This window comes from Herbaspirillum robiniae (assembly GCF_002213415.1).
Lineage (GTDB): Bacteria > Pseudomonadota > Gammaproteobacteria > Burkholderiales > Burkholderiaceae_D > Herbaspirillum > Herbaspirillum robiniae.
Map to the genome: position 1 here is coordinate 643,642 of NZ_NJGU01000001.1, position 24,036 is coordinate 667,677.

Consider the following 24,036-nt stretch of genomic DNA (forward strand, 5'->3'; position numbering starts at 1 on the left):
TCCGGCACGGCTCCTCGGGGTGCTCGCGATGTTCTCGTATTAGTTCGAGAAACGGCCGCCAGTATTCGGCAACGGCCCCCTGCCCCACAAGCGCAGCACTACGCAGATCGTCTACGTAGAATTACTGAGGCGACCCGGCGGCCGCCGGAGCGGCAAGAAAATTGCGTTGCAAATCCGCCCGGCTTTCGTCGGAGATGAAAGGCCATTCGGTAGAATCGCGGGATGAAGCTGCGCCAGAAAATCATCTTCCTCGCCATCGTCCCCCTGTGCCTGGCCTTTGCCGCCATCGCCCTGGTCGTGCGTCATCAGGCGGTGGAACTGGGGCGCCAGCAACGCGCCACCATCGAGGCCGCCTACCTGGCCAGCAAGAACGCCGAACTGAAGCACTATGTCGACCTGGCCACGCACGCCCTGGCCCATCTCTACAACACCGGCCGCAGCGACGAAGCGATCAAGAACGAAGCCCGCCAGATCCTGGCCGACCTCGAGTTCGGCGACGACGGTTACTTCTTCGTCTACGACCAGAGCGGGCGCAACGTGATGCACCCGCGCCAGCCGGAACTGGTGGGCACCGAGATGTGGAACTGGCGCGACGCCTCCGGCAGCCTCACCATCCAGCACCTGATCGAACGCGCCAACCAGGGCGGCGGCTACGAGCGCTATCTGTGGCGCAAGCCTTCCAGCAAGACGGTCGCGCCCAAGCTGGGCTATGTGGTGGGCCTGCCGCAGTGGGGCTGGATCATCGGCACCGGCATCTATCTCGACGACGTCGATGCCGCGCTGGCGCAGATCGACCGGCAGATTTCCGGCCACGTGCACCAGACCATGCTGTTGATCGCCGGCATCGCGGTGCTGTGCGCCTTCGCGGTGGCCTTGTCGGGCCTGCTGCTCAACCTGAGCGAGCATCGCGTGGCCGATGCCAAGCTGCGCCAGCTGGCGCAACGCGTGGTGCGCTCGCAGGAAGAGGAACGCGCCCGCCTCTCGCGCGACCTGCATGACGGCATCAGCCAGTGGCTGGTGTCGATCAAGCTGCAGATCGAGGCCGCCCTGATACGCCTGGGCGGCACGCCCGAACAGGCGGCCACCGCCCGCGCCACCTTCGAGAAGACCGCCGGCCAGATCAACGGCGTGCTGGCCGAAGTGCGCCGTATCTCGCACGACCTGCGCCCGGCCATCCTGGACGATCTCGGGCTGGCGGCGGCGCTGGAGCACCTGTGCGGCGAATGGCGCGAAGCGGCCGCCACCACCGCGACCATCGCCTTCGAGACCGAAGGCGATGCCGGCGCCCTGCCCGACGTCGCCAACACCGTGCTGTTCCGCGTGGCGCAGGAGGCGCTGACCAATATCGCGCGCCACGCCGGCGCCAGCGAAATCGTGGTGCGCCTGCACGGCGGCCGCAACTTCGTGATGCTGCAAGTCCGCGACAACGGCTGCGGCTTCGACGTCGGCCAGGTCGACGACCACGCCCGCCACGGCATCGGCCTGCGCAACATGCGCGAGCGCATGGAAGCCGTGGGCGGCGAGCTGGCGCTGGATTCCTCGTCAGCCGGCACGCACATCAGCGCGCTCATCCCCCGCCATTCACTTTTCCCCCATCCCCATGCCTGAACACACTCCCGCTGCGCCGGCCGTCACCCGCGTGATGCTGATCGACGACCATCCGCTGGTGCGCGACGGCCTGCGCGCGCGACTGGAAACCGTGCCCGGCCTGCAGGTGGCGGCCGAGGCCGGCAACGCCGAAGAGGCCCTCAAGGCGGCCGCGGCCCAGGACATCGACCTGGCGCTGATGGACATCAACATGCGCGGCACCAACGGCATCGAACTGACGGCGCTGTTCCACGCCCGCCATCCGGAAATCGCGGTGCTGATCCTGAGCATGCATGACAAGGGCGAGTACGTGATGCAGTCGATCCAGGCCGGCGCGCGCGGCTACGTGCTCAAGGACGCGCCCAGCCAGGACATCGTGCAGGCGATCGAAACGGTGAGGTCGGGCGGCATCTACTACAGCGCCGCGCTGGCGCGCCAGCTCACGCAGCCGCTGCCGGAGCGCGACCTGCTGACGCTGCGCGAGCGCGAGGTGCTCAAGCACATCGCCAACGGCGAATCGAACAAGCAGATCGCGCGCGATCTGGACCTGAGCGTGCGCACGGTGGAAACGCATCGCCTGAACATCAAGCGCAAGTTGAACATCGACGGCCAGGCCGAGCTGATCAAGTTCGCGGTGGAGTCGCTGCGACTGGAAGGAAAAAACTGAAAGGAAAGAGGCGCGACGCGGCCGAAGTCCCGCGTCCCGGGCCTTGGTCAGGCCCTTTGCGCCGGCAACGCGGCAATCTCCAGCGTCGTCAGCTCGCCAAAACCTGGCGCTTGCCGGTCGGCGACGGCGTTGGAGGCGATTATGTCGACCGCCGCCGCATCAAGCGTCGCCCGCGCGGCCTGCCCTGCCTGCCACGCCGCGCAGGCACGCAGCATGCGGATCGAACCGCCATGGCAGACGACGATGGCGTCACCCTCGCCGCGACGCAACTCGTCGAACGCCGCCCATACCCGCCGGGCCACGGCGAGCAGGCTTTCTCCGCCTCCGGGCGCGTGCTGCAGCAGGTCGCGGTTCCAGGCCTCGACCTCCGCCCATGGAATATCGTCCCAGGCCCGCTGCTCCCAGCGGCCGAAATCCATCTCCTGCAGGCGCCGATCCATCGCGATGTCGGTGCAGTCCAGTTCCCGCGCCAGGGCCAGCGCCAGCCCGGCGCAGCGACGCAACGGACTGGAGCGGATGCGCAGGCCGCGCGGCAGTTGCGCGCGCAGGCGGTTCACGCATAAGGCCAGTTCCCCGTCGGCAAGCTCGATATCGCTGCTGCCATAGCAGTAGCGCTGGTCAAGCACCGGGCGCGGATGACGGATCAGGTGTAGCTGCATGGATCAAGCCGCCAGGAATGCCGGCATGGTCGCCAGCGCGCCCAGGTAGAAGGCGAGCTCGCTCAGTTGCTGTACCGCCCCCAGGCAATCCCCGGTATAGCCGCCCAGGCGACGCACGAAGCGCCGCGCCAGCCAGGCGGCGGCGAGCGCGGCCAGCACGACGCCGGCGACGACGCGCTGCCAGGACATCATGCCCAGGCAGATGACGCCGACGATCGGCGCCAGCCCGAAGCAGCTCGCCAGCAGGAACTCGCCATGGCCCATGTGCTGCGCCAGCGGCTTGGCCTTGCCTTCTTCGCGCACGTAGTCCAGGCGCCAGATCAGGCAGGTCGCCAGCCAGCGCGACAGCGGATGGGCAATCCCCAGCGCGGCCAGCAGCTGGAACGGCAGCATGGCGTTGAGCGCGATCATCTTGGCCGCCAGCAGCAGCGCGATGCCGATGGCGCCATAGGCGCCCACGCGCGAGTCGCGCATGATCTCCAGCGCGCGCTCGCGCGTTGCGCCGCCGCCCAGGCCGTCGCATACGTCGGCAAAACCGTCTTCGTGAAAGGCGCCGGTGAGCCAGATGCCGGCCGCCGTCGACAGCAGCAGCGCCACCGCATGGGGCCAGAACTGCGCGGCCAGCACATAGACCAGGGCCGCGGCCCATGCGACGATCCATCCCGTCAATGGAAAATATCGGGTCGAGCGCTGCAGCCATTCAGGCTGAAAACCGACCCAGCGCGGCACCGGCAGGCGCGTGAAGAACTGCAGCGCGATGAAGAACAGGCGCAGCTGATGCAGCGCGCCGCGGCTGTCCGCGGCCGGGGCCGGGGCCGGAGCCGCGCGGTCGGACGACGGCTCAGTCATTTTTCCCGCTGACGCTGGCCGACGAGAAGGTCGCCATGCGCTCCAGGAAAGCGGTTGCCGAGCGCAGCAAGGGCAAGGCCAGCGCGCTGCCGGTGCCCTCGCCCAGGCGCAGGTCCAGCTGCATCAGCGGGCGCGCCTTGAGATGATCCAGCATGCGCCGGTGACCGGCCTCGTCCGAACAATGCGAGAACACGCAATAGTCGAGCAAGGCCGGCTGCAGGGCCGCCGCCACCAGCAACGCCGAGGTGACGATGAAGCCGTCCACCAGCAGCACCTTGCGCAGTTGCGCGCCGCCCAGCATGGCGCCGGCGATGAAGGCGATCTCAAAGCCGCCGAACGCGGCCAGCACGGCCAGCGGCTCGCGCGCGTTGGCATGCCGCTGCAAGGCGCGCTCCACGACTTCGCGCTTGCGTGCGATGCCCGCCTCGTCCAGGCCGGTTCCGGCGCCGACGCAATCGCGGGCCGGCGCGCCGGTGATGGCGGCCATGATCGCCGCCGCCGCCGTGGTGTTGCCGATGCCCATTTCGCCGAAGCCCAGCACATCGCAATCCAGGCTTGCGGCGAACTGCATGCCGGACTGCAGCGCGCGTTCGCACTGCTCTTGCGTCATGGCGGGCTGCTCGCAGAAGTTGCGCGTGCCCGGCGCGACCTTGCAATCGACCAGGCCCGCGCGCGCGCCGAAATCGTGGTTCACGCCGGTGTCGACGATGTGCAAGGCGCAGCCGTTCTGCTGCGCGAACACATTGATGGCGGCGCCGCCCGCCAGGAAATTCTCGACCATCTGCCAGGTCACGCTTTGCGGATAGGCGGAAACGCCTTCCGCCGTCACGCCGTGGTCGCCCGCGCAGACGACGATGGCCGGTCGCGCCACGGCCGGATGCTCGCTGCGCTGGATCAGGCCGATCTGGCGCGCCAGGCGCTCCAGCACGCCGAGGCTGCCCTGCGGCTTGGTCTTGTCGTTGATGCGGCGCTCCAGCGCCGCGGCCAGGCCGGCGTCGTGGATGAAGGGAATGGCGGGGATGTGCATGGAAGGTCTGGAATGCCGCGCGCGGCAAGGCTCGAAAGAGCGACAGTATAAGAGATAGCGCGCGCCGCCGGGGCCGTGGCGCGGCGGCCGACGTCGCCTGGCGCGCCGGATCCGGCAGCGCGCAAATGAAAAACGCCGGACGCAAGGTCCGGCGTTTTATCGCGTAGAAGCGGCCATCAGGCCGGCGCGCCCAGCACGCCGAGTATGGAGGCCGACAGCTCGTTGGCCTCGAACTTGGCCACGTAGGCGTCGCCGCCGACGCTGCGCACATGGTCCTCGTTGGCCTCGCCCGAGAGCGACGAGTGAACGATGACCGGAATCCTCTTCAGGAAATCATCGCCCTTGATGTTGCGAGTCAGCGTGAAGCCGTCCATCTCCGGCATCTCCAGGTCGGTCAGCACGAAGGCGATCTTGTCGGTGATCGGCACGCCTTCGCTGCGCGCCTCGCGCGCGATGCGCTGGATCTTTTCCCAGGCATGCAGGCCGGTGTTGTGCATCTCGAAGGGAATATCCATGGCGCGCAGGCCCTGCTCGATCAGCGAGCGCGCGACCTTGGAATCGTCCGCGGCGATAGCGATGGTGCCCGGCCTCATGCGGCCGGCGACCTTGGCCATGCCGGCGACGTTTTCCTCGCGGTTGGTCGGCATGATCTCGTGCAGGATCTGCTCTACGTCCAACACCTGCGCCAGGCGGCAGCCATCTTGCTCGGCGTCAAGGCGCGCGATACTGGTGACGAAGCGCCCGCCGGCCTTGGTCTCGGCCGACAGCACCTGCTTCCACTCCAGCCGCACGATCTCGTCCACCGACTCGACCGCGAACGCCTGCGTGCTGCGCGCGTATTCGGTCACCAGCAGGATGTTCAGGCCGGTCTTGGGCACGCAGCCCACCACCGCCGGCAAGTCGATCACCGAGATGATCTGGCCGCGGATATTGACCATGCCCAGCATCGGCGACTGCATGCCGGCGGCCTTGGTGACCGGCGGCATCGGGACGATTTCGCGGATCTTGAAGACGTTGATGCCGAACAGCTCGGAGCGCTCCCCGTGCGGATCCGACCCCAGGCGGAACAGCAGAAGCTCGAACTTGTTTGATGCCGTGAGATTGGTTCTTTCATCAATCTCTTTCTGGAAGCTGTCCATTGTTTCCCCCGAATCAAATGGATTGGACAGGCGAACGCCTGCTCCAAGCAATTTAGATGGGAAAGCGGGCAATGGCAATCAGACAATTCACTAATGGCGGAAATTGTCGGTTTTCGTTGTTTGCGCTCAATGATTGCTGCTGTGCGGCGTGACATTCCCTGCCGACAACCGCGCGCCACAAGGCGCTTCCTGTCGGTTTGTCAGCAATGGCGGGCCGGAAAAACGAAACTCGTCGATATCCATTTCAGCGCGCGCGGCATGCCTGCTTCGGATATTGTCCGAAACAAAAAGTATCCTGACGGCGAGATTGGAAGGCGGCGGAAAATGAATGCGAAAAATGCACGCAGAAAGCAGAAATGAAAAGAGGAAGCCATCAGGCTTCCTCTTTTTCAATTTGGAGCGGGAGAAGAGTCTCGAACTCTCGACCTATACCTTGGCAAGGTATCGCTCTACCAACTGAGCTACTCCCGCATGGGACCTTACTTACTGCAACTGCCGGAAGAAGCTGCGCTTCCTCCTTGAAACTGGAGCGGGAGAAGAGTCTCGAACTCTCGACCTATACCTTGGCAAGGTATCGCTCTACCAACTGAGCTACTCCCGCATGGAGTGTGTTTTGGAGGCGGGGGTCGGGATCGAACCGGCGTAGACGGCTTTGCAGGCCGCTGCATAACCACTTTGCTACCCCGCCTTGGGGACACGCATACTACCTAAAACGCGTGTTGTTTGCAAACATCTTTTTCGATTGATCCAACCTGGGTTGCGACCACATCGCGTCGACGTGTGCGCGCCTCGTACAATAAAAAAAGGAAGCTTTGTTAGGCTTCCTTTTTTCCAAGTAACCTGGAGCGGGAGAAGAGTCTCGAACTCTCGACCTATACCTTGGCAAGGTATCGCTCTACCAACTGAGCTACTCCCGCTTCGACAACAGAACGCTATTATAGTGTGCCGTTGGAAATTGTCAACATCATTTATGATTTTTCCTGCACGTTTTTTATCAGCGGCATCGCGCGGCGCAGGTAATACAGCATCGACCACACCGTCAGCACCGCGGCGATGAACAACAGGATCGCGCCCCACAGCCGCGTATCGACGAAGCCCAGCAGCGTGTCGTAGTACAGCAGCATGGGGATGGCGATCATCTGCGCGGTGGTCTTGATCTTGCCCAGCGAACTCACCGCCACCGACTTGGAAGCGCCGATCTGCGCCATCCATTCGCGCAGCGCCGAAATGGCGATCTCGCGACCGATGATGATGAAGGCGATCACCGGGTGCACCCGGCCCAGGTGCACCAGCACCAGCAAGGCGCCGGTGACCATCAGCTTGTCCGCCACCGGATCGAGGAAGGCGCCGAAGGCCGAGGTCTGGTTCCAGCGGCGCGCCAGGAAACCGTCGAACCAGTCGGTGGCGGCCGCGACGATGAACACGATGGTGGAGGCAATGCCCTGCTCGAAACGGTTCAGGCCGATCTCAGGCAGATAGAACACGCCGACCACCAGCGGGATCAATGCTACCCGCAGCCAGGTCAGCAGAATGGGGATGTTGAAAGGCATACGTCTTGTTGGGTTGAAGCGGCGTACACAAAAAAAATTTAACGAATAGTAGCAGAGTCGCCCCCGCGCGGCTCGCCTGCACCGCGCCGGCACAAGCGCGGCGCAGCTTTTAATGCAGCTGGCGGTAGATTTCCTCGGCCAGCGTACGCGAGATGCCGTCCACCGACGCCAGCTCGTCCACGCTGGCGTCGGCCACGCCGCGCAGGCCGCCGAAGCGCGCCAGCAGCCGCTGCCGGCGCTTGGCGCCGATGCCCTCGATCTCTTCCAGGCGGGAAGTCTGGCGCGCCTTGGCGCGCTTGGCGCGCATGCCGGTGATGGCGAAGCGGTGCGCCTCGTCGCGGATCTGCGCGATCAGCATCAGCGCCGCCGACTCCTTGCCCAGTTCGCGCGGCGCCCGGCCGTCGGCAAATATCAGCGTCTCCAGGCCGACCTTGCGCCCTTCCCCCTTGGCCACGCCGACGATCAGGCTGATGTCCAGCCCCAGCTCGGTGAGCACCTGGCGCGCCATCTCGACTTGCCCCTTGCCGCCGTCGATGAGCACGATGTCCGGCATCACGCCCTCGCCGTTGGCGACCTTCTCGTAGCGGCGCGTGAGCACCTGGCGCATGGCGGCGTAGTCGTCGCCCGGCGTGATGTCGTTGATGTTGTAGCGGCGGTACTCGCCGTTCTGCATCGCGTGATGATGGAACACCACGCACGAGGCCTGCGTCGCCTCACCCTGGGTATGGCTGATGTCGAAGCATTCGGCGCGCAGGTTCTCGAGATCGTCCGACTCCAGCTCCAGCACCTCGGCCAGCGCGCGCGTGCGCGCCTGCTGCGACCCCTGCTCCGAGAGCAGGCGCGCCAGCGACAGCTCGGCGCCCTTGGCCGCCATCTCCAGCCATTGGCGGCGCTGCCCCTGCGGCTGGAAGGTCAGCGCGATGCGGTGGCCGCACTGCTCCATCAGGGCCATCATCAGCGCAGGATCGTCGAACTCGATGCTCACGATCAGCGAACCCGGAATGAATTTGTCGATGTAATGCTGCGCCAGGAAGGCCTTCAGCACCTCGATCTCGATGCTGTCTTCGGCGGTGTCCAGCGCATCGTCCACATGCGTGGGGAAGTACGCGCGATCGCCCAGGTGGCGTCCGCCGCGCACCATGGCCAGGTTCACGCAGGCGCGTCCGCCCTGCACCACCACGGCGATGATGTCGATGTCGGCGTCGCTGACCGTCTCCATGCTCTGCTGGTGCAGCACCGACGAGAGCGAGCCGATCTGGTCGCGCACCGCCGCCGCCTGCTCGAACTTGAGGTCGGCCGCAAAGGCGTGCATCTTCTGCTCCAGCGCCTCCATCACTTCGGTCTGGCGCCCGCGCAGGAATTTCGAGGCGTTCTCGACATCGATGGCGTAGTCCTCGGTGCCGACCAGCTTCACGCAGGGCCCGCTGCAGCGGTGGATCTGGTGCAGCAGGCAGGGTCGCGTGCGGTTGGCGAAGACGGTGTCTTCGCAGGTGCGCAGCTGGAACACCTTCTGCAGAATCTGGATCGACTCCTTCACCGCGCCGGCATTGGGGAACGGGCCGAAGTACTGGTTGCGCTTGTCGACCGCGCCGCGGTAGTAGGCCATGCGCGGAAAGGCGTGGCCGGTGATCTTCAGGTAGGGATAGGACTTGTCGTCGCGAAACAGGATGTTGAAGCGCGGACGCAGCGTCTTGATCAGGTTGTTTTCCAGCAGCAGCGCCTCGGCCTCGCTGCGCGTGACGGTGGTCTCGAGCCGTGCGATGCGCTCCACCATCATGGCGATGCGCGGACTGGTCAGGGTCTTCTGGAAATAGCTGGAGACGCGTTTCTTCAGGTCGCGCGCCTTGCCGACGTAGAGCACGTTGTCTTCCGCGTCGAAATAGCGATAGACGCCCGGCAGGTGCGGCAGCCGGGCGACGGTCTGCAACACCATGTCGCGCGGATCGGGCAGCTGGGTGGCAGGATGTTCGGTAGGCTCGGACATGGCGGCGGCTGGAAAATCGAAGCAGGCTTTACAGCGACAGCACCAGCGCGCGCGCCGCCAGGTAACGCTCGTCGGCCTGCAGCGCGTCCCAGTCCAGGGCCGGCGCCGCCGGCACCAGCGCGGCGCGGCGTGCGGCCGATGCGGCGTCGATGCCGCCCTGCAAGCCGGCCAGGATCTGGTCGGCCTTGTCCGGCGAATTGCAGATCAGGGCCACGTCGCAGCCGGCGTCCAGCGCGGCCTGCGCCGCGTCGAGCGCGCCGCCGGCGACGCTGGCGCCGTGCATGCTGAGGTCGTCGCTGAAGATCACGCCCTGGAAGGCGAAGCGATCGCGCAGCATGTCCAGCCACTTCTTCGAGAAGCCGGCCGGCTTTTGATCAACCTTGGGATAGATCACGTGCGCCGGCATCACGGCGGCCAGGCTCATGCCCAGCCAGTCGTAGGGCATGGCGTCCTCGCCGAGGATGGCGTCGAGTTCGCGCTCGTCCACCGGAATGGCGACATGCGAATCGGCGGCGACGAAACCATGGCCGGGGAAATGCTTGCCGCAGTTGGCCATGCCGGCCAGCGCCAGGCCGTGGTTCAGGCTCTTGGCCAGCATCGTCACCACGCGCGGATCGCGGTGGAAGGAGCGCTCGCCGATCACGGTCGATTCGCCGTAGTCGAGATCCAGCACCGGCGTAAACGACAGGTCCACGCCGCAGGCGCGCAGCTCGGCGGCCAGCACGAAACCGGTGGCCGTGGCCAGCTTGGTGGCCTGCAGCACATCCTGGTCCCACAGCTGCCCCAGCTTGCCCATGGCCGGCAGGCGCGTGAAGCCGTCGGTGCGGAAACGCTGTACGCGGCCGCCTTCATGGTCGACCGCGATCAGCACACCCGGACGGGCGCGGCGAATGCCCGCGGTCAGCTCGACCAGCTGGGCGCGGTTCTCGTAGTTGCGTGCGAACAGGATGACGCCGCCGGTCAGCGGGTGCTGGATGCGGGCGATGTCCGCCGCATCCAGGCGCGTGCCGACCACGTCCAGCATGACCGGGCCCAGGGGCCTCACGGCTTGGTTCATGTCTTCTCCACGATGACAAATGCGACGGCGTATTCCGCCTCGTCGGTGATGGTTACCTGGGCTGTCAGGCCCTGCTGTTCCATCCATTGTTTCAGGCTGCCGCTGCACACCACCACCGGCTTGCCGCTGGGGTCGTTCAGGACCTGCATGGCGCGCCAGGTCATGGGCATGCGCATGCCCATGCCGATGGCCTTGGAGAAGGCTTCCTTGGCGGCAAAGCGGGTGGCCAGGAAGCGCACGCCGCGCGCCTCCACCTTGGCCTTGCGGCGCAGGTATTTCTGCATTTCCTCGGGGCCGAGGATCTTGCCGGCGAAGCGATCGCCATGGCGGCCCAGCGCGGCTTCCACGCGCGGGATCTTGAGGATGTCGGTGCCGATGCCGTAGATCATGCGGGCACCGGCCTCAGGCCTTGCCGATGGCGGACAGGCGCGCCTTGACCATGATCGCCTTCATCTCGGAGATGGCGTTGCGCCAGCCGGCGAAGACCGCATGGGCGACCACGGCATGGCCGATGTTGAGTTCGGCGATCTGCGGAATCGCGGCGATCGCCTGCACGTTGGTGTAATGCAGGCCGTGGCCGGCATTGACCTTCAGGCCCAGCTTGACGCCTTCGAGCACGCTGGCCTGGATGCGCTCCAGTTCTTCCTGCTGCTCTTTTTCGCTGGTGGCGTCGGCATAACGGCCGGTGTGCAGTTCGATCACCGGCGCGCCGGCTTCGGCGGCGGCCTTGATCTGCTGCGCATCGGGATCGATGAACAGCGAAACGCGGATGTTCTCCTGCTGCAGCTGGCGGATCGCCGCCTGTACATCGGAAAAATGCCCGATCACATCGAGACCGCCTTCGGTGGTCACCTCGGTGCGCTTCTCCGGCACCAGGCAGGCGTCCTGCGGCTTGATGCTGCAGGCGAAGTCGATCATCTCGCGCGTCACGGCGGCTTCCAGGTTCATGCGCGTGCGCAGCAGCGGGCGGATCGCCTTGACGTCGGCGTCGCGGATGTGGCGGCGGTCTTCGCGCAGGTGCAAGGTGATGGCGTCGGCGCCGGCTTCTTCCGCTTCCAGCGCGGCCTTGACCGGGTCGGGATAGGCCGTGCCGCGCGCATTGCGCAGGGTGGCGACGTGGTCGATGTTGATGCCCAGTTCAATCGTCGGGCCGGCGGGATGCAGGAAACTCATGGCGACAGCAATCTTGTTGTTGGGTTCGTCGGAAAAGCCGCCGCAGGCGCGGCGGCAAAGCAATGATTTTATCCATATCGGGACGGCCCGGGTGGCGCACCCGCGGCCGGCCCCGATGGATCAGAGCTGCATCAGGTCGATCAGGATCTGGCGCGTATTGAGCTGGGCGCCGCCGAGATGGTGGGCCAGCAGGTAGCGCATCAGGAATTTGCTTTGCAGCTGGGTGGTCGGGTCGCTGTAGTCTTCGCGTTCCATGTCCAGCAGGGTCTTGCCGGAAACCTTGGGCGCGCGGTCGGACAGGCGCTCGGGACGGGTGCCGACCTCGGGGTCGACGACATAGACGCCGTCCGGCTGCACGGCCCTGCCGCTGGCGATGCAATGACTCCAGTTGCCGGCCACGCCGGTCTGCTTCAGCAGCGTGCGCTCGAACTGGCGCAGCACGATGGGCGCGTCTTCGCCGTGGGCCAGCTTGTTGAGGGTGGAGACGTAATGGTCGAACAGCGCCGGGTGCGCGTCTTCGCGCGCCAGCAGCTTGACCAGCAATTCGTTGAGGTAGAAGCCGCACAGCAAGGCGGACTTCTCCAGCGGCAGCAGGCCGCCGACCCATTCGGCGCCGGTCAGCGTGCGCACTTCGGAACGCCCGCTCCAGGACAGCGAGAGCGGCTGGAAGGTCTGCAGCGCGCCGCGCAGCGCGGAATGCGGACGCTTGGCGCCCTTGGCCACCAGCGCCACGCGCCCGTGGTCGCGCGAGAAGACGTCGACGATCAGGCTGGTTTCCTTGTACGGATAGCTGTGCAGCACGAAGCCCGGCTGCCCCAGCACCTTGTGCTCCTTCTCCGGCACCGCGCGGCTGCGCGGGCGGGCGGGCTTCTTGGCCTCGCTCCTGGCGGGCGCGACGGGGACGTCGGCCTGGACCGGGACCGGAGTGAGCTGGGATTCGGAAAGCACGGTAGTCATTGATGTCCGTCCTGAATGCGTTGTGCCGCGTCAGCCTGGCGCGCGGCGAAATGCCATCGATATGCTGCTTATGCGGGATCAGCGGCAACGCCGTCGCGGCTCACTCGTAGCCGTACGCGCGCAGGCCGGCTTCATTGTCGGCCCAGCCGGATTTGACCTTGACCCAGATTTCCAGATAGACCGGACCGCCGAACAGGCGCTCCATGTCCAGCCGCGCCTGGGTGGAGATTTCCTTCAGGCGGGCGCCCTTCTGCCCGATCACCATGGCCTTGTGCGTGTCGCGCTCGACCAGGATGGCGGCGAACACGCGGCGCAGGTTGCCTTCCTGCTCGAACTTCTCGATCAGCACGGTGCTGGTGTAAGGCAGTTCTTCGCCGACGAAGCGGAACACCTTCTCGCGCACGATTTCGGAGGCCAGGAATTTTTCGCTGCGGTCGGTGATGTCGTCCTCGTCGAACATCGGCGGATTGTTCGGCAGCAGCTTGCGCACTTCTTCCTGCAGGGCATCCAGCTGGAAGCGCTGCTTGGCCGATACCGGCACCACGGCGGCGAAATTGTGATGCGACGCGACTTCCTGCGCGAAAGGCATCAGCGTGGTCTTGTCCTTGTTGCGGTCGGCCTTGTTGAGCACCAGGATGCAGGGCACGTTGGCCGGCAGCAGATCCAGCACCTGCTTGTCGGCCGGGCCGAAGGTGCCGGCCTCGATCACGAACAGGATGACGTCGGCCGCGGTCAGCGTATTGGTGACGGTGCGGTTCAGGGTCTTGTTCAGGGCGTTGCTGTGACGGGTCTGGAAGCCCGGCGTGTCGACGTAGACGTACTGCGTGCTGCCGATGGTCTGGATGCCGGTGATGCGGTGGCGCGTGGTCTGCGCCTTGCGCGAGGTGATGCTGACCTTGGCGCCGACCAGCACGTTCATCAGCGTCGACTTGCCGACATTGGGACGGCCGACGATGGCGATGTAGCCGCAGCGATAGTCATCGCCCGGCGCCTGTGCCGGCTCTGCGCCGGTCATTGGAAAATCTGTCATGCTGTTCTGGATTGCGAGGCGGCCGGAGCCGCCGATATGGGTTCTGCCGCGACCGCGTCACCGCGCTCGCCGCCGTTCTTGCCCTCGTTGCGCGCGGCCTGGCTGCGGCCGTCCTTTTGCTCCTTGGGCTCCTTCACGGCCTTTTCCGGCTTGTCCGCCTTGCCCTCGCCTTTGGCTTCGCCCTTCTCGGCGCGGTTGCCCTTGCCGGCGGCTTCCTGCTCGGGGGCATCAGGCTGGATGGTGGCGATTCCGGCCAGCTTCAGCTGGGTGGTGCGCGCGCGCGGCTTGCGGCCTGCCGACGGCGTCTTCACCAGCGCCTGCTGCACCGCCTCGAGCGCCAGCTTGGCGGCGGCCTGCTCACCCGCGCGGCGGCTGCCGCCGGTGCCGAACACCTGGATGTCCAGCTTGGGCACCAGGCATTCGATCTCGAACTCTTGGTTGTGCGCGGCGCCGTGGGTGGCGATCACGTTGTACTGCGGCAGCGGGATCTTCTTCCCTTGCAGGAATTCCTGCAGCAGGGTCTTGGCATCCTTGCCCAGGGTCTTGGGATCGACGTGGTCCAGCACCGGCACGTACAGCGAGCGGATCACCGCGCGCGCGGCGTCGAAACCGGAGTCCAGGAAGATCGCGCCGAACAGCGCCTCCAGCGTATCGGCAAGGATGGACGGACGGCGGAAACCGCCCGACTTGAGCTCGCCCTCGCCCAAGCGCAGGAACTGCGAGAGCTCCAGGCGCTGTGCGATTTCGTAGAGGGATTGCTGCTTGACGAGATTGGCGCGCAGGCGGGAGAGATCGCCCTCGTCGATTTTTTCGTAGCGCTCGAACAGCAGCGATGCCACCACGCAGTTCAGCACTGAATCGCCGAGAAATTCCAGCCGCTCGTTATGCAAGGCGCTGTGGCTACGGTGCGTCAAGGCCTGCTGCAGCAAAGAAGCGTCCTTGAAGGTGTGGCCTAGCCGTTGTTGCAAGAGTTGAGGATCCATTTTTTCATCCGTCATTCAGGCCGCCGCCCCGCTGCGCGTGAAGTCGCACATATCGGGAAAACGGCTGCCTGATCAGTCAGCGGGATCGGTTCAAAGCAAAGCTGAAAACTGCTCCGGTCTGCCTCCACAACGCAAAAGATGCCAAATGGAAACTTCTTAACCAGGATGCGGCGTCGTTACCGTGCTTACTGGAAGCCGCCGATCCGCTTCAAATTGCCAAGGTTCATCCAGACGAAGAATGCCTTGCCGACAATGTTCTGGTCCGGCACGAATCCCCAGTAGCGGCTGTCCAGGCTGTTGTCCCGGTTATCGCCCATCATGAAGTATTCGCCCGGAGGCACCGTGCAGGCAAAGCCTTCGGCGTTGTAGGTGCACAGCTCGTGATGCGGGAAGGCATCGGGGTTGGGCACGAAGTTGGGGGCACGCTCATCGGTCAGGATCTTGTGCTCCACGCCGGTCAGGTTTTCCTGCCATTGCTTATAGTACGTCAGATTTTCATCGTCCAGATAATCCGGCAGCGGTTTATAAGAAATTTCTTCACCATTTACCGTTAAGCGCTTGTTTTTATAGACTATTTTATCACCAGGAACGCCAACAACGCGCTTGATGTAGTCCACCGTCAAGTCCTTCGGATACTTGAAGACCATGACGTCGCCGCGCTGCGGATTGTTCACGTCGATGATCTTCTTGTTGATGATCGGCAGGCGGATGCCATAGGTGTACTTGTTCACCAGGATCAGGTCGCCCACCAGCAGCGTCGGCACCATCGAGCTCGAAGGAATCTTGAACGGCTCGTAGAGGAAGGAACGCAGGAAGAACACCAGCGCGATCACCGGGAAGAAGCTGCCGGAATATTCGATCCAGGCCGGCTGCTTGGTCAGTTTGGCTTCCAGCTCGGCGCGCTTGCCGGGCATGCTGCCCTCGCGCTCGATGCCCTCGGCCTTGTCGCGCGCCACGCGGGCGTCGAACTCGGCCAGTGCGGCGTCCGCGCGTGCGCGGCGCTGCTTGGACAGGAAGAAGGTATCGGCGAACCAGACCACTCCGGTCACCACCATCAGGACGAACAGAATCAGCGCGAAGTTGCCCAACAATGCCTGCATGTTATTTGTCTTCCACTTGTAAGATTGCCAGGAATGCTTCCTGCGGGATTTCCACCGAACCGACCTGCTTCATGCGCTTCTTGCCGGCCTTCTGCTTTTCCAGCAGCTTGCGCTTGCGGGAAATGTCGCCGCCGTAGCACTTGGCCAGCACGTTCTTGCGCATGGCCTTGACGTTCTCGCGCGAGATGATGGTGGCGCCGATGGCGGCCTGGATGGCCACGTCGAACATCTGGCGCGGGATCAGCTCGCGCATCTTGGCGGCTACCTGGCGACCGCGATGCTGGGCGGCGGCGCGGTGCACGATGATGGCCAGCGCATCGACCTTCTCGCTGTTGATCAGCATGTCGACCTTGACCACGTCGGCGGCGCGGTATTCCTTGAACTCGTAGTCCATGGAGGCGTAGCCGCGCGAGGTCGACTTCAGGCGATCGAAGAAGTCGAGCACGATTTCGGCCATCGGCATTTCATAGGTCAGCTGCACCTGCTTGCCGTGGTAGCTCATGTTCATCTGGATGCCGCGCTTTTGCGTGCACAGCGTGATGACCGAGCCGACGTATTCCTGCGGCATGTACAGGTTGACGGTGACGATGGGTTCGCGGATCTCTTCGATCTTGGACACTTCCGGCATCTTCGACGGGTTGTCCACCATCAGCAGCGTGCCATCGCGCTGCTGCACTTCGTACACCACGGTCGGCGCCGTGGTGATCAGGTCCATGTCGAATTCGCGCTCCAGGCGCTCCTGCACGATTTCCATGTGCAGCAGGCCGAGGAAGCCGCAGCGGAAGCCGAAGCCCAGCGCCTGCGAGACTTCCGGCTCGTACATCAGCGCGGCGTCGTTGAGCTTCAACTTTTCCAGCGAATCGCGCAGCGCGTCGTACTGGTTGGCCTCGACCGGGAACAGGCCGGCGAACACCTGCGGCTGCACTTCCTTGAAGCCCGGCAGCGGCGCCGGGGCCGGCTTGGAGGCCAGGGTCACGGTATCGCCGACCTTGGCCGACTTCAGTTCCTTGATGCCGGCGATGACGAAACCTACCTGGCCGGCGGTGAGCTGCTCGCGCGACTGCGACTTGGGCGTGAACACGCCGATGCTTTCGGTCAGGTGCTGGGCGCCGGTGGCCATGAACAGGATCTTGTCCTTGGGACGCAGGGTGCCGTTGACGATACGCACCAGCATCACCACGCCGACGTAGTTGTCGAACCAGGAGTCGATGATCAGCGCCTGCAGCGGCGCGTCGGCATCGCCCTTGGGCGCCGGCACCTTGGCCACGATGGCTTCCAGCACGTCTTCCACGCCCAGGCCGGTCTTGGCCGAGCACGGCGTGGCGTCGGACGCGTCGATGCCGATCACTTCCTCGATCTCGCTCTTGGCGTTGTCGGGGTCGGCCGACGGCAGGTCGATCTTGTTGAGGACCGGCACCACTTCCACGCCCAGGTCGAGCGCGGTGTAGCAGTTGGCGACGGTCTGCGCTTCCACGCCCTGCGAGGCGTCCACCACCAGCAGCGCGCCTTCGCAGGCGGACAGCGAACGGCTGACTTCATAGCTGAAGTCGACGTGCCCCGGGGTATCGATCAGGTTCAGGTTGTAGATCTGGCCGTCCTTGGCCTTGTATTGCAGGGCCGCAGTCTGGGCCTTGATGGTGATGCCGCGCTCGCGCTCAATGTCCATCGAATCCAGCACCTGGGCTTCCATCTCGCGGTTGGAAAGGCCACCGCACAACTGGATGATGCGGTCGGCCAACGTGGACTTGCCGTGGTCGATGTGGGCGATGATCGAGAAATTACGGATATTGTTCATTAACAGACAGGAAACGATGAAAAAAGGCGCTCAGACTCCGCTCACCATCTCGGCGGGTTGAGGCGAATACCGTTTCAGGAGGATGCAAGGCGCAAAACGCAGGCGGGCCGGTTGGCCCGGCAAGGCTTTGTAACGCAGCAGACCGCCTGAAAGGGCATTGGAACGGCCCCGACGAGACTTTGAAGAGGTTCTCAGGCGGGAGCAGTCCCGGCCGAGCGCCTTAGCAGCAGCTTGTTCGACCCGGCATTTTACCGGATTTCAGAGGGACAAGCCCGCTTTTCCGGCGCTGCAGCAGCGCGCCGCGATGCCGGCGTCCACGGCCGATCAATTGCCGGAAAGAAACGCGCCGAGCCGCCCGGCATCGAGGTGGTAGTGGCAAAGCCTGACGCCCGGAGCGCCACCGCGCATCCCCACCAGAACCGGAACCAGCTCGTCATACTGCTCGACCAGCGCGGGATCGGCATCCACGTCCACCATCTCGATCTCGGCAGCCATCCCGCCCAGCGCGGCGCGCAAGGCGTCCCGCATCTCCTCGCAAAGATGGCAGTAGCTGCGCGAATAGATGATGAAACGAATCGCAGCGCCTTCTTCGGGCATATCGATCCTCCTGAAACACACATGAAAAAGGCTGCGCTCCTTCACGGGAGCGCAGCCTTGGGATGAAACGCGCTACGACGCCAGGCGCATCAGTTGCCGCCGCCGTTCGGGCGCAGCGGCACGAACTGCGAGGAATCGCCGCGACGCACCAGCACCGCCGCGCGCTTCTTCGGATCGAGCTTGGCGACCAGTTGGCCGAACTGCTTGCTGTCCTTGACATCCACCTCGTTGACGCGCTGGATCACGTCGCCCGGACGAATGCCGGCCGCGGCCGCCGCGCCGGCTGCGGATTCGACCAGCACGCCGTTGTCCACCTTCAGCTCCTTCTTCTGGGCATCCGACAGGTCGCTGACGACCAGGCCCAGTGCGTTGGGCGCGTTGTCGGGCTTGGCCTTCTTGTCCTCGGCCTGCTTGGGCTTGTCGGCCTCCAGCTCCACCACGGTCACGCTCACGTCACGCGCGCTGCCCTTGCGCCAGACGGTGACGGTCGCCTTCGAGCCCGGCTTGGTGGCGCCGACCATGCGCGGCAGGTCGCTCGGGCGCTCGATCGCGGCGCCGTTGTACTTCTGGATGATATCGCCCGCCTCCAGGCCGGCCTTCGCCGCCGGGCCATCCGGCTCGACGCGCTGCACCAGCGCGCCTTGCGCACGCGCCAGGCCCAGCGACTCGGCGACATCCTTGGTCACTTCGCCGATCTGCACGCCGATGCGCCCGCGCGTCACGCGCCCGCTCGCCTTCAGCTGATCGGCCACGCGCAGCGCCTCATCGATCGGCACTGCGAAAGAGATGCCCATGAAGCCGCCGGAACGGCTGTAGATCTGGGAATTGATACCGATCACCTCGCCCTTGAGGTTGATCAGCGGGCCGCCCGAGTTGCCCGGGTTGACCGCGACGTCGGTCTGGATCAGCGGCAGGTAATCGCCGGTGTCGCGCGCCTTGGCCGAGACGATGCCGGCGGTCACGGTGTTTTCCAGGCCGAACGGCGAGCCGATCGCCAGCACCCACTCGCCGGCGCGGATCTTGTCCGAGTCGCCCATGCTCAGGCGCGGCAGGTTGCTGCCGTCGATCTTCAGCACGGCGACGTCGGTGCGCGTGTCGGAGCCGACGATCCTGGCCTTGAATTCACGCTTGTCGGTCAGCGTCACATAGACGTCGCTGGCGCCTTCCACCACGTGGGCATTGGTCAGGATGAAGCCGTCCGCCGAGATGATGAAGCCGGAGCCCACGCCGCGCGGCACTTCTTCCTGCTGCCCTTGCCCGCCCTGCTTGCCGTTGCCGCGCGGCGTGCCTGGCTGTTGCTGCTTGGGCACCGGGATGCCGAAGAAGCGGCGGAAGAATTCCTGCATTTCCGGATCGTCCATGCCGCCCTGCCCCTGGGCATTCTGGCGCACGCGTTCCGTGGTGCGGATGTTGACCACGCCCGGTCCGGTGCGGTCGACGATATCGGCGAAGTCAGGCAACGCCGCCACGGTCGGCGAAACCACCGGCGGCGCTGCCAATACGGCAGGCGCGACGGCGAAAACGGAGGCGGCCAGCAGCGAGCCGGCGATGGTCTTTTTCAATGAAGTCATTGCAACAGTCTCTTTTACTTGGTTTTCAGCTCGATGGAATTTGATACCTGCCGGATCGCGGCCGCCGGCACTTCACCCACCACCGTCAGCCAGTAATCCCCCTGGCGACGGCCGACGATATTCAAGGCGCCCTGCTGGACCGCACCCTCGTTGCGGTTTTGACTGCCCGGCTCGATGAAGACGGAAATCGCGGCCAGGCCGTCGGAAAAAACGATCTGCGACACTTCGCGCTCGGCAGGACGGTTCTGGGCCGGCGAGGCGCCACCCGGCGCGGTATCCGAAATCATGCGGCGCACTTCCTGAATCTTGCGAAATCCCGGCGGCGGCGTGACGCTCCAGCCTGACAGGTCGACCTTGCTCATGGCGGACTTCTCCACGCGCCAGCCGCGCGTGTCGGCGTAACTGGGGCGCACCCGGGAGCGGTCAATCGGACCGATCTCGACCTGGGTAAAGGAAATCTGCTCGACCACGTCGCCGCGCCCGTCCACGGTCTGGGCCCGCAGCAGCAACCCGGTGCTCTTGTCGGCCCAGAATCGGTAACCGTAGCGCAGCTTGTCCCTGGGCTCCAGCACGATGGTCTGGCAATCGCGGCCCGCCACGCGTTCCTCGGGACCGGCACTCACATTGTAATGGTTCGCCAGGTCCTCGGGGCTCGCGCCCAGGATGGCGGGGAAGACGTCGCGCGTGACGCGCTTTTCAATCAGCACCGTTCGCGCATCCGGCATGTAACAGGCGACATCGTCGTCGCTGCGGATGTACTCGCGCGGCTTGCCGTCCAGCACTTCGAGCTTTTCCAGCTCGCTCTTGCCGGACAGGATATGCGTGATGCGCGATGTGCGCATCTGGCTGGCCTGCTGATAGACAAAGGTGCCCGAATAGCTCAACCGCTGGGCGGCGGTCTGCAGTCTTTTCAGCTGCGCCTGGGCCGCTGCGGAAGACGGTGATTCGGTGGTGGGGGCGTCGGCACCATCCGCCGCATGGGCGGATGGTACGAATAACGCGGACAGAAGAGACAGTAACCCGAGCAGACGCCCTGTTTGCTGCATATTATTTATCTGCGTCAACAGAAAATGCGGCGGAACGGGCGTATTGCCCCGAGCTGTAGGAAGGCGAGAAACGTTGATGGGCAAACAGGTAGTCGTCGATGCGCGGATCGCGCTTGACTTCGCCCTGCTGCGCCAGCGTGCTCAGTTGGGTGACGTTCTGCTGGCCGGCGGTGCCGGTCGAGACCGTCGTGATCGCCGAAGGCACGGCCACCGGGGCCGATGCCACCTGCGCCACGGGCGCCGCCGATTTGGCGTCTGCCGTCACCACCGCCTGCTGCGGCAGCGCCACGAACACGGCCGCCACTGCGGCAGCCGCTGCAGCTGCGCTGGGGAGCAGGAAGCGAACCAGGCGGCCCGGGCGTGCAGCACGGTGATCGCCGTTGGCGGCGGCCGCCTGGACGACGGCTGCCGGCTTGACGGGCTCCTCGACCGGAGCCTGCGGCGCCACGATGGTGGGCTCGGCGTCCAGCAAGGCGCTCATCTTCGCGGAGAAGCCGGCGCTCAGCGACACGCTCATGTCCTCCGAGCGCAGCACATCGCCGATCTGGTGATAGACGTCCCACGCCTCACGTTCCTCCTTCGAGGAACGCAGGGCCGCAAGGGCAATAGTCATCTCTTCAGACCCCAGCTCGCCATCGGCAAGCGCAGAGATCTGTTCTTTGGTTGTTACTTTGGTATCCATAAGCAGTCACCCGGCAAAAATCTTAGTTCCATACCCGCTTTGTTATTTTGCTTTTTATCAACAAGCTTGCAGCGACATCACCAGCGTTTGTCCGATGCGGTATCCAGCAAAGGACGCAGCTTCTCGGCAATTGCTTCCCGGGCGCGGAAAATGCGGCTGCGCACGGTGCCGATCGGACAATTCATCGCATCTGCAATCTCGTCGTAGCTCAACCCCTCGATCTCGCGCAACGTGATGGCAGTACGTAATTCTTCCGGCAATGCCTCCATCGCCACGTTGACCGTCTGAGCAATCTGCTTGGTGGCCAACATCGACTCTGGAGTGTTGATGTCCCTCAGATGGTCTCCATCGTCAAAAGTTTCAGCTTCTTCAGCATCTGCTTCCGTAGAAGTTGGAGCTCGCCTTCCCAAAGTAACGAGATAGTTCTTTGCGGTATTGATGCCGATGCGATAAAGCCAGGTGTAGAAGGCGGAATCGCCGCGGAATTGCGGCAACGCACGATAAGCCTTGATAAAGGCTTCCTGCACCACATCCTCGGCTTCAGCCTGGTCGCGCACGAGCCGCGACACGAGGCGCATCAGCTTGCGTTGATACTTGGCTACCAATAGCTCGAACGCCTTCTTGTCGCCACGCTGGACGCGCTCAACAAGCTGTTGGTCTATTTCGCGTTCTGTCGTCAAACCGGGTTCCTTGTTCTTTTGTCGCCGTGTTGTTGTGTCGTCATTGCCTCGGACAGATGATTCCGATCAGGCAATTTTCAAGCTTTGCGGCCTTATTTCTCGAGCATCCGGGCTTTTGCCGTATTGTGACTGATCAGCCAGCGGCACGCCACGGACAGCGCACGGAAGGTGTCTTCCGAGACTGAATCCGAAAGTATCGGGATGGTGCGGGTCTTGCCGTTCTCAAGGCGCAGGCGCAGAAACAGCATGCCCGGCCAGATGGTGGTGCCGGCCAGCAGCTGGGCCAGCCCAGCCTTCATGACCTGAGGTTTGGCGCGGGACGCTCCGCTGGTGAGATGTTCCACCACCCGGATCTGCCCGGTGCCTGAAATGTGCAGCCAGACGGTCTTGCGGTCACGCAAGACCAGGAAAAGCGCGATGGCCGCCGCCAGGATACAAGCCGCCGCCAGCACGCCGCGCGCCAGCCAGGAAAGTTGCCCGGGCATCAGCAGGCAGGCGAAGACGCCAATCAGGGCCACGCAAAGGCATGCGAAGCCCATGATCAGCAAAAGCAGGCGGGAAGGTTTGATATCCGCAGAGACTGCTATCGACATAAGACGCCATCAAGACGACAAACCCGGCTTCCACCTGGAAGCCGGGCACAGCATTTTACATCTTGCCGATGACCAGGGTGCCGTTGGTGCCGCCGAACCCGAAAGAGTTCTTGACGGCAATATCGATCTTCATGTCACGCGCCGTATTGGCGCAGTAATCAAGATCGCACTCCGGATCCTGGTTGAAGATGTTGATCGTCGGCGGGGACACCTGGTTGTGCACCGCCAGCACGGTCAGCACCGTCTCGAGGCCGCCGGCGCCGCCCAACAGGTGGCCGGTCATCGACTTGGTCGAGTTGACCACCATCTTGTAGGCATGGTCGCCGAAGGCAGCCTTGATCGCGTCGGACTCGTTCTTGTCGCCCAGAGGGGTCGACGTTCCGTGCGCGTTCAGGTACTGCACCTCGTCACCGTTCACGCCTGCGTCGCGCAATGCATTGAGCACGCAACGGCGCGGGCCGTCCAGGTTGGGGGCGGTCATGTGATAGGCATCGCCGCTCATGCCGAAGCCCAGCAGCTCGGCATAGATCTTGGCGCCGCGGGCCTTGGCGTGCTCGTACTCTTCGAGCACCATCACGCCTGCGCCCTCGCCCAGCACGAAACCGTCGCGATCCTTGTCCCACGGACGGGACGCGGTAGCGGGGTCGTCGTTGCGGCGGGACAGCGCCTGCGCCGAAGCGAAGCCGCCGATGCCCAGCGGCGAAACGCTGGATTCCGCGCCGCCGGCGATCATCACGTCGGCGTCGCCGTACATGATCATGCGCGCGGACGCGCCGATGCAATGCAGGCCGGTGGTGCAAGCGGTCACGATGGCCAGGTTGGGGCCCTTCATGCCGTACTTGATCGACAGGTTGCCCGAGATCATGTTGATGATCGAGGCAGGAATGAAGAACGGGCTGATACGGCGCGGCCCGCGTGCGGTCAGCGTCGCATGCGTTTCTTCGATCAGCGGCAAGCCGCCGATACCCGAACCGATCATGACGCCGATGCGCTCGGCATTTTCGTCCGTTACCGCCAGACCACTGTCTTCGACGGCCTGGATACCGGCGGCCATCCCGTAGTGGATGAAGGTATCCATGTGACGGGCTTCCTTGGCGGGGATGTAATCCTCGATATTGAAGCCCTTCACTTCACCCGCAAAATGCGTGGTGAATGGCGATGCGTCGAACTTGGTGACGGTGGCGATGCCGGACTTGCCTTCCTTGATGGCACTCCACGTATCGGCGATATTGTTGCCGACAGGTGAAATGCACCCCAGGCCGGTAATGACTACACGACGTTCACGAGTGCGGCTCAAGCAATTCTCCTGA

At 64.4% G+C, this 24,036-nt stretch carries 24 protein-coding genes and 4 tRNA genes; 3 read left to right on the forward strand and 25 right to left on the reverse strand.

From position 1 onward, the window contains the following. The first annotated feature begins 222 nt into the window (after positions 1-222). Positions 223-1,608, forward strand: coding sequence for a cache domain-containing protein (locus CEJ42_RS02785; RefSeq protein WP_088749951.1), 1,386 nt, complete (start codon positions 223-225; stop codon positions 1,606-1,608). Continuing rightward, on the forward strand, positions 1,601-2,254 hold the full coding sequence (locus CEJ42_RS02790) for a response regulator (protein ID WP_088749952.1): 654 nt from the start codon (positions 1,601-1,603) through the stop codon (positions 2,252-2,254). Before CEJ42_RS02785 ends, CEJ42_RS02790 begins: the two co-directional genes overlap by 8 nt. A 47-nt stretch (positions 2,255-2,301) precedes the next feature. Here CEJ42_RS02790 and CEJ42_RS02795 read toward each other — a convergent pair whose 3' ends face one another. The 4 genes from CEJ42_RS02795 to CEJ42_RS02810 form a co-directional block, all read right to left on the reverse strand. Next, entirely contained in the window at positions 2,302-2,913 is a 612-nt protein-coding gene (locus CEJ42_RS02795) for a histidine phosphatase family protein (RefSeq protein WP_088749953.1), read from the reverse strand. Between the two features lie 3 nt (positions 2,914-2,916). Then, on the reverse strand, positions 2,917-3,762 hold the full coding sequence (locus CEJ42_RS02800; RefSeq protein ID WP_088749954.1) for an adenosylcobinamide-GDP ribazoletransferase: 846 nt from the start codon (positions 3,760-3,762) through the stop codon (positions 2,917-2,919). Continuing rightward, complete coding sequence (gene cobT, locus CEJ42_RS02805; RefSeq protein ID WP_088749955.1) at positions 3,755-4,789, reverse strand: nicotinate-nucleotide--dimethylbenzimidazole phosphoribosyltransferase; 1,035 nt, start codon at positions 4,787-4,789, stop codon at positions 3,755-3,757. The genes CEJ42_RS02800 and cobT overlap by 8 nt, the downstream gene beginning before the upstream one ends. A gap of 176 nt (positions 4,790-4,965) precedes the next feature. Next, positions 4,966-5,928, reverse strand: coding sequence for a chemotaxis protein (locus CEJ42_RS02810; protein ID WP_088749956.1), 963 nt, complete (start codon positions 5,926-5,928; stop codon positions 4,966-4,968). Positions 5,929-6,021: 93 nt separating this feature from the next. On the opposite strand from CEJ42_RS02810, the gene CEJ42_RS24400 reads away from it, so the two are divergent. Beyond that, a complete protein-coding gene (locus CEJ42_RS24400; protein ID WP_129587664.1) occupies positions 6,022-6,288 on the forward strand; it encodes a hypothetical protein in 267 nt (88 codons plus the stop codon). 35 nt (positions 6,289-6,323) lie between these two features. On the opposite strand, the gene CEJ42_RS02815 is transcribed toward CEJ42_RS24400, so the two are convergent. From CEJ42_RS02815 to fabF, 21 genes are all read right to left on the reverse strand, one after another. After that, positions 6,324-6,399 (reverse strand) — tRNA-Gly (locus tag CEJ42_RS02815). Between the two features lie 54 nt (positions 6,400-6,453). After that, positions 6,454-6,529: transfer RNA gene (locus CEJ42_RS02820), tRNA-Gly, on the reverse strand. 13 nt (positions 6,530-6,542) lie between these two features. After that, positions 6,543-6,616, reverse strand: a tRNA-Cys gene (locus CEJ42_RS02825). Positions 6,617-6,769: 153 nt separating this feature from the next. Beyond that, positions 6,770-6,845 (reverse strand) — tRNA-Gly (locus CEJ42_RS02830). Between the two features lie 51 nt (positions 6,846-6,896). Then, entirely contained in the window at positions 6,897-7,478 is a 582-nt protein-coding gene (pgsA, locus tag CEJ42_RS02835) for a CDP-diacylglycerol--glycerol-3-phosphate 3-phosphatidyltransferase (protein ID WP_079215331.1), read from the reverse strand. Positions 7,479-7,587: 109 nt separating this feature from the next. Continuing rightward, entirely contained in the window at positions 7,588-9,462 is a 1,875-nt protein-coding gene (gene uvrC / locus CEJ42_RS02840; protein WP_088749957.1) for an excinuclease ABC subunit UvrC, read from the reverse strand. 28 nt (positions 9,463-9,490) lie between these two features. Next, positions 9,491-10,519 carry a beta-N-acetylhexosaminidase gene (gene nagZ, locus CEJ42_RS02845; RefSeq protein ID WP_088749958.1) on the reverse strand — a complete coding sequence of 343 codons (1,029 nt, stop codon included), beginning with the start codon at positions 10,517-10,519 and terminating at the stop codon, positions 9,491-9,493. Then, positions 10,516-10,908, reverse strand: a complete 393-nt coding sequence (gene acpS / locus CEJ42_RS02850) for a holo-ACP synthase (protein ID WP_079215334.1) — start codon at positions 10,906-10,908, stop codon at positions 10,516-10,518. The genes nagZ and acpS overlap by 4 nt, the downstream gene beginning before the upstream one ends. A gap of 13 nt (positions 10,909-10,921) precedes the next feature. Next, complete coding sequence (gene pdxJ, locus CEJ42_RS02855; RefSeq protein ID WP_079219123.1) at positions 10,922-11,692, reverse strand: pyridoxine 5'-phosphate synthase; 771 nt, start codon at positions 11,690-11,692, stop codon at positions 10,922-10,924. 120 nt (positions 11,693-11,812) lie between these two features. Further along, positions 11,813-12,649, reverse strand: coding sequence for a DNA repair protein RecO (gene recO / locus CEJ42_RS02860; protein WP_079215335.1), 837 nt, complete (start codon positions 12,647-12,649; stop codon positions 11,813-11,815). Positions 12,650-12,749: 100 nt separating this feature from the next. Continuing rightward, positions 12,750-13,679 (reverse strand): GTPase Era, encoded by a 930-nt coding sequence (era, locus tag CEJ42_RS02865; protein WP_207760378.1) that lies wholly within the window; start codon positions 13,677-13,679, stop codon positions 12,750-12,752. Continuing rightward, a complete protein-coding gene (gene rnc, locus CEJ42_RS02870) occupies positions 13,676-14,662 on the reverse strand; it encodes a ribonuclease III (protein ID WP_088749960.1) in 987 nt (328 codons plus the stop codon). Before rnc ends, era begins: the two co-directional genes overlap by 4 nt. A gap of 185 nt (positions 14,663-14,847) precedes the next feature. Further along, the gene (lepB, locus tag CEJ42_RS02875; RefSeq protein ID WP_079215338.1) at positions 14,848-15,762 is read right to left on the reverse strand and encodes a signal peptidase I; all 915 of its coding nucleotides are present in this window, start codon (positions 15,760-15,762) and stop codon (positions 14,848-14,850) included. Between the two features lies 1 nt (position 15,763). Continuing rightward, entirely contained in the window at positions 15,764-17,557 is a 1,794-nt protein-coding gene (gene lepA, locus CEJ42_RS02880; RefSeq protein ID WP_079215339.1) for a translation elongation factor 4, read from the reverse strand. A 324-nt stretch (positions 17,558-17,881) separates the two neighbouring features. Next, the gene (locus CEJ42_RS02885; RefSeq protein WP_088749961.1) at positions 17,882-18,154 is read right to left on the reverse strand and encodes a glutaredoxin family protein; all 273 of its coding nucleotides are present in this window, start codon (positions 18,152-18,154) and stop codon (positions 17,882-17,884) included. An 89-nt stretch (positions 18,155-18,243) separates the two neighbouring features. Beyond that, complete coding sequence (locus tag CEJ42_RS02890) at positions 18,244-19,725, reverse strand: DegQ family serine endoprotease (RefSeq protein ID WP_088749962.1); 1,482 nt, start codon at positions 19,723-19,725, stop codon at positions 18,244-18,246. Between the two features lie 14 nt (positions 19,726-19,739). After that, complete coding sequence (locus CEJ42_RS02895) at positions 19,740-20,771, reverse strand: MucB/RseB C-terminal domain-containing protein (protein ID WP_088749963.1); 1,032 nt, start codon at positions 20,769-20,771, stop codon at positions 19,740-19,742. A 1-nt stretch (position 20,772) separates the two neighbouring features. After that, a complete protein-coding gene (locus CEJ42_RS02900; protein ID WP_088749964.1) occupies positions 20,773-21,453 on the reverse strand; it encodes a sigma-E factor negative regulatory protein in 681 nt (226 codons plus the stop codon). A gap of 77 nt (positions 21,454-21,530) precedes the next feature. Next, the gene (gene rpoE, locus CEJ42_RS02905; RefSeq protein ID WP_079215344.1) at positions 21,531-22,133 is read right to left on the reverse strand and encodes an RNA polymerase sigma factor RpoE; all 603 of its coding nucleotides are present in this window, start codon (positions 22,131-22,133) and stop codon (positions 21,531-21,533) included. 92 nt (positions 22,134-22,225) lie between these two features. Continuing rightward, complete coding sequence (locus CEJ42_RS02910) at positions 22,226-22,726, reverse strand: protein YgfX (protein ID WP_079215345.1); 501 nt, start codon at positions 22,724-22,726, stop codon at positions 22,226-22,228. 55 nt (positions 22,727-22,781) lie between these two features. Next, positions 22,782-24,023, reverse strand: coding sequence for a beta-ketoacyl-ACP synthase II (gene fabF, locus CEJ42_RS02915; protein WP_079215346.1), 1,242 nt, complete (start codon positions 24,021-24,023; stop codon positions 22,782-22,784). Between the last annotated feature and the right edge of the window lie 13 nt (positions 24,024-24,036).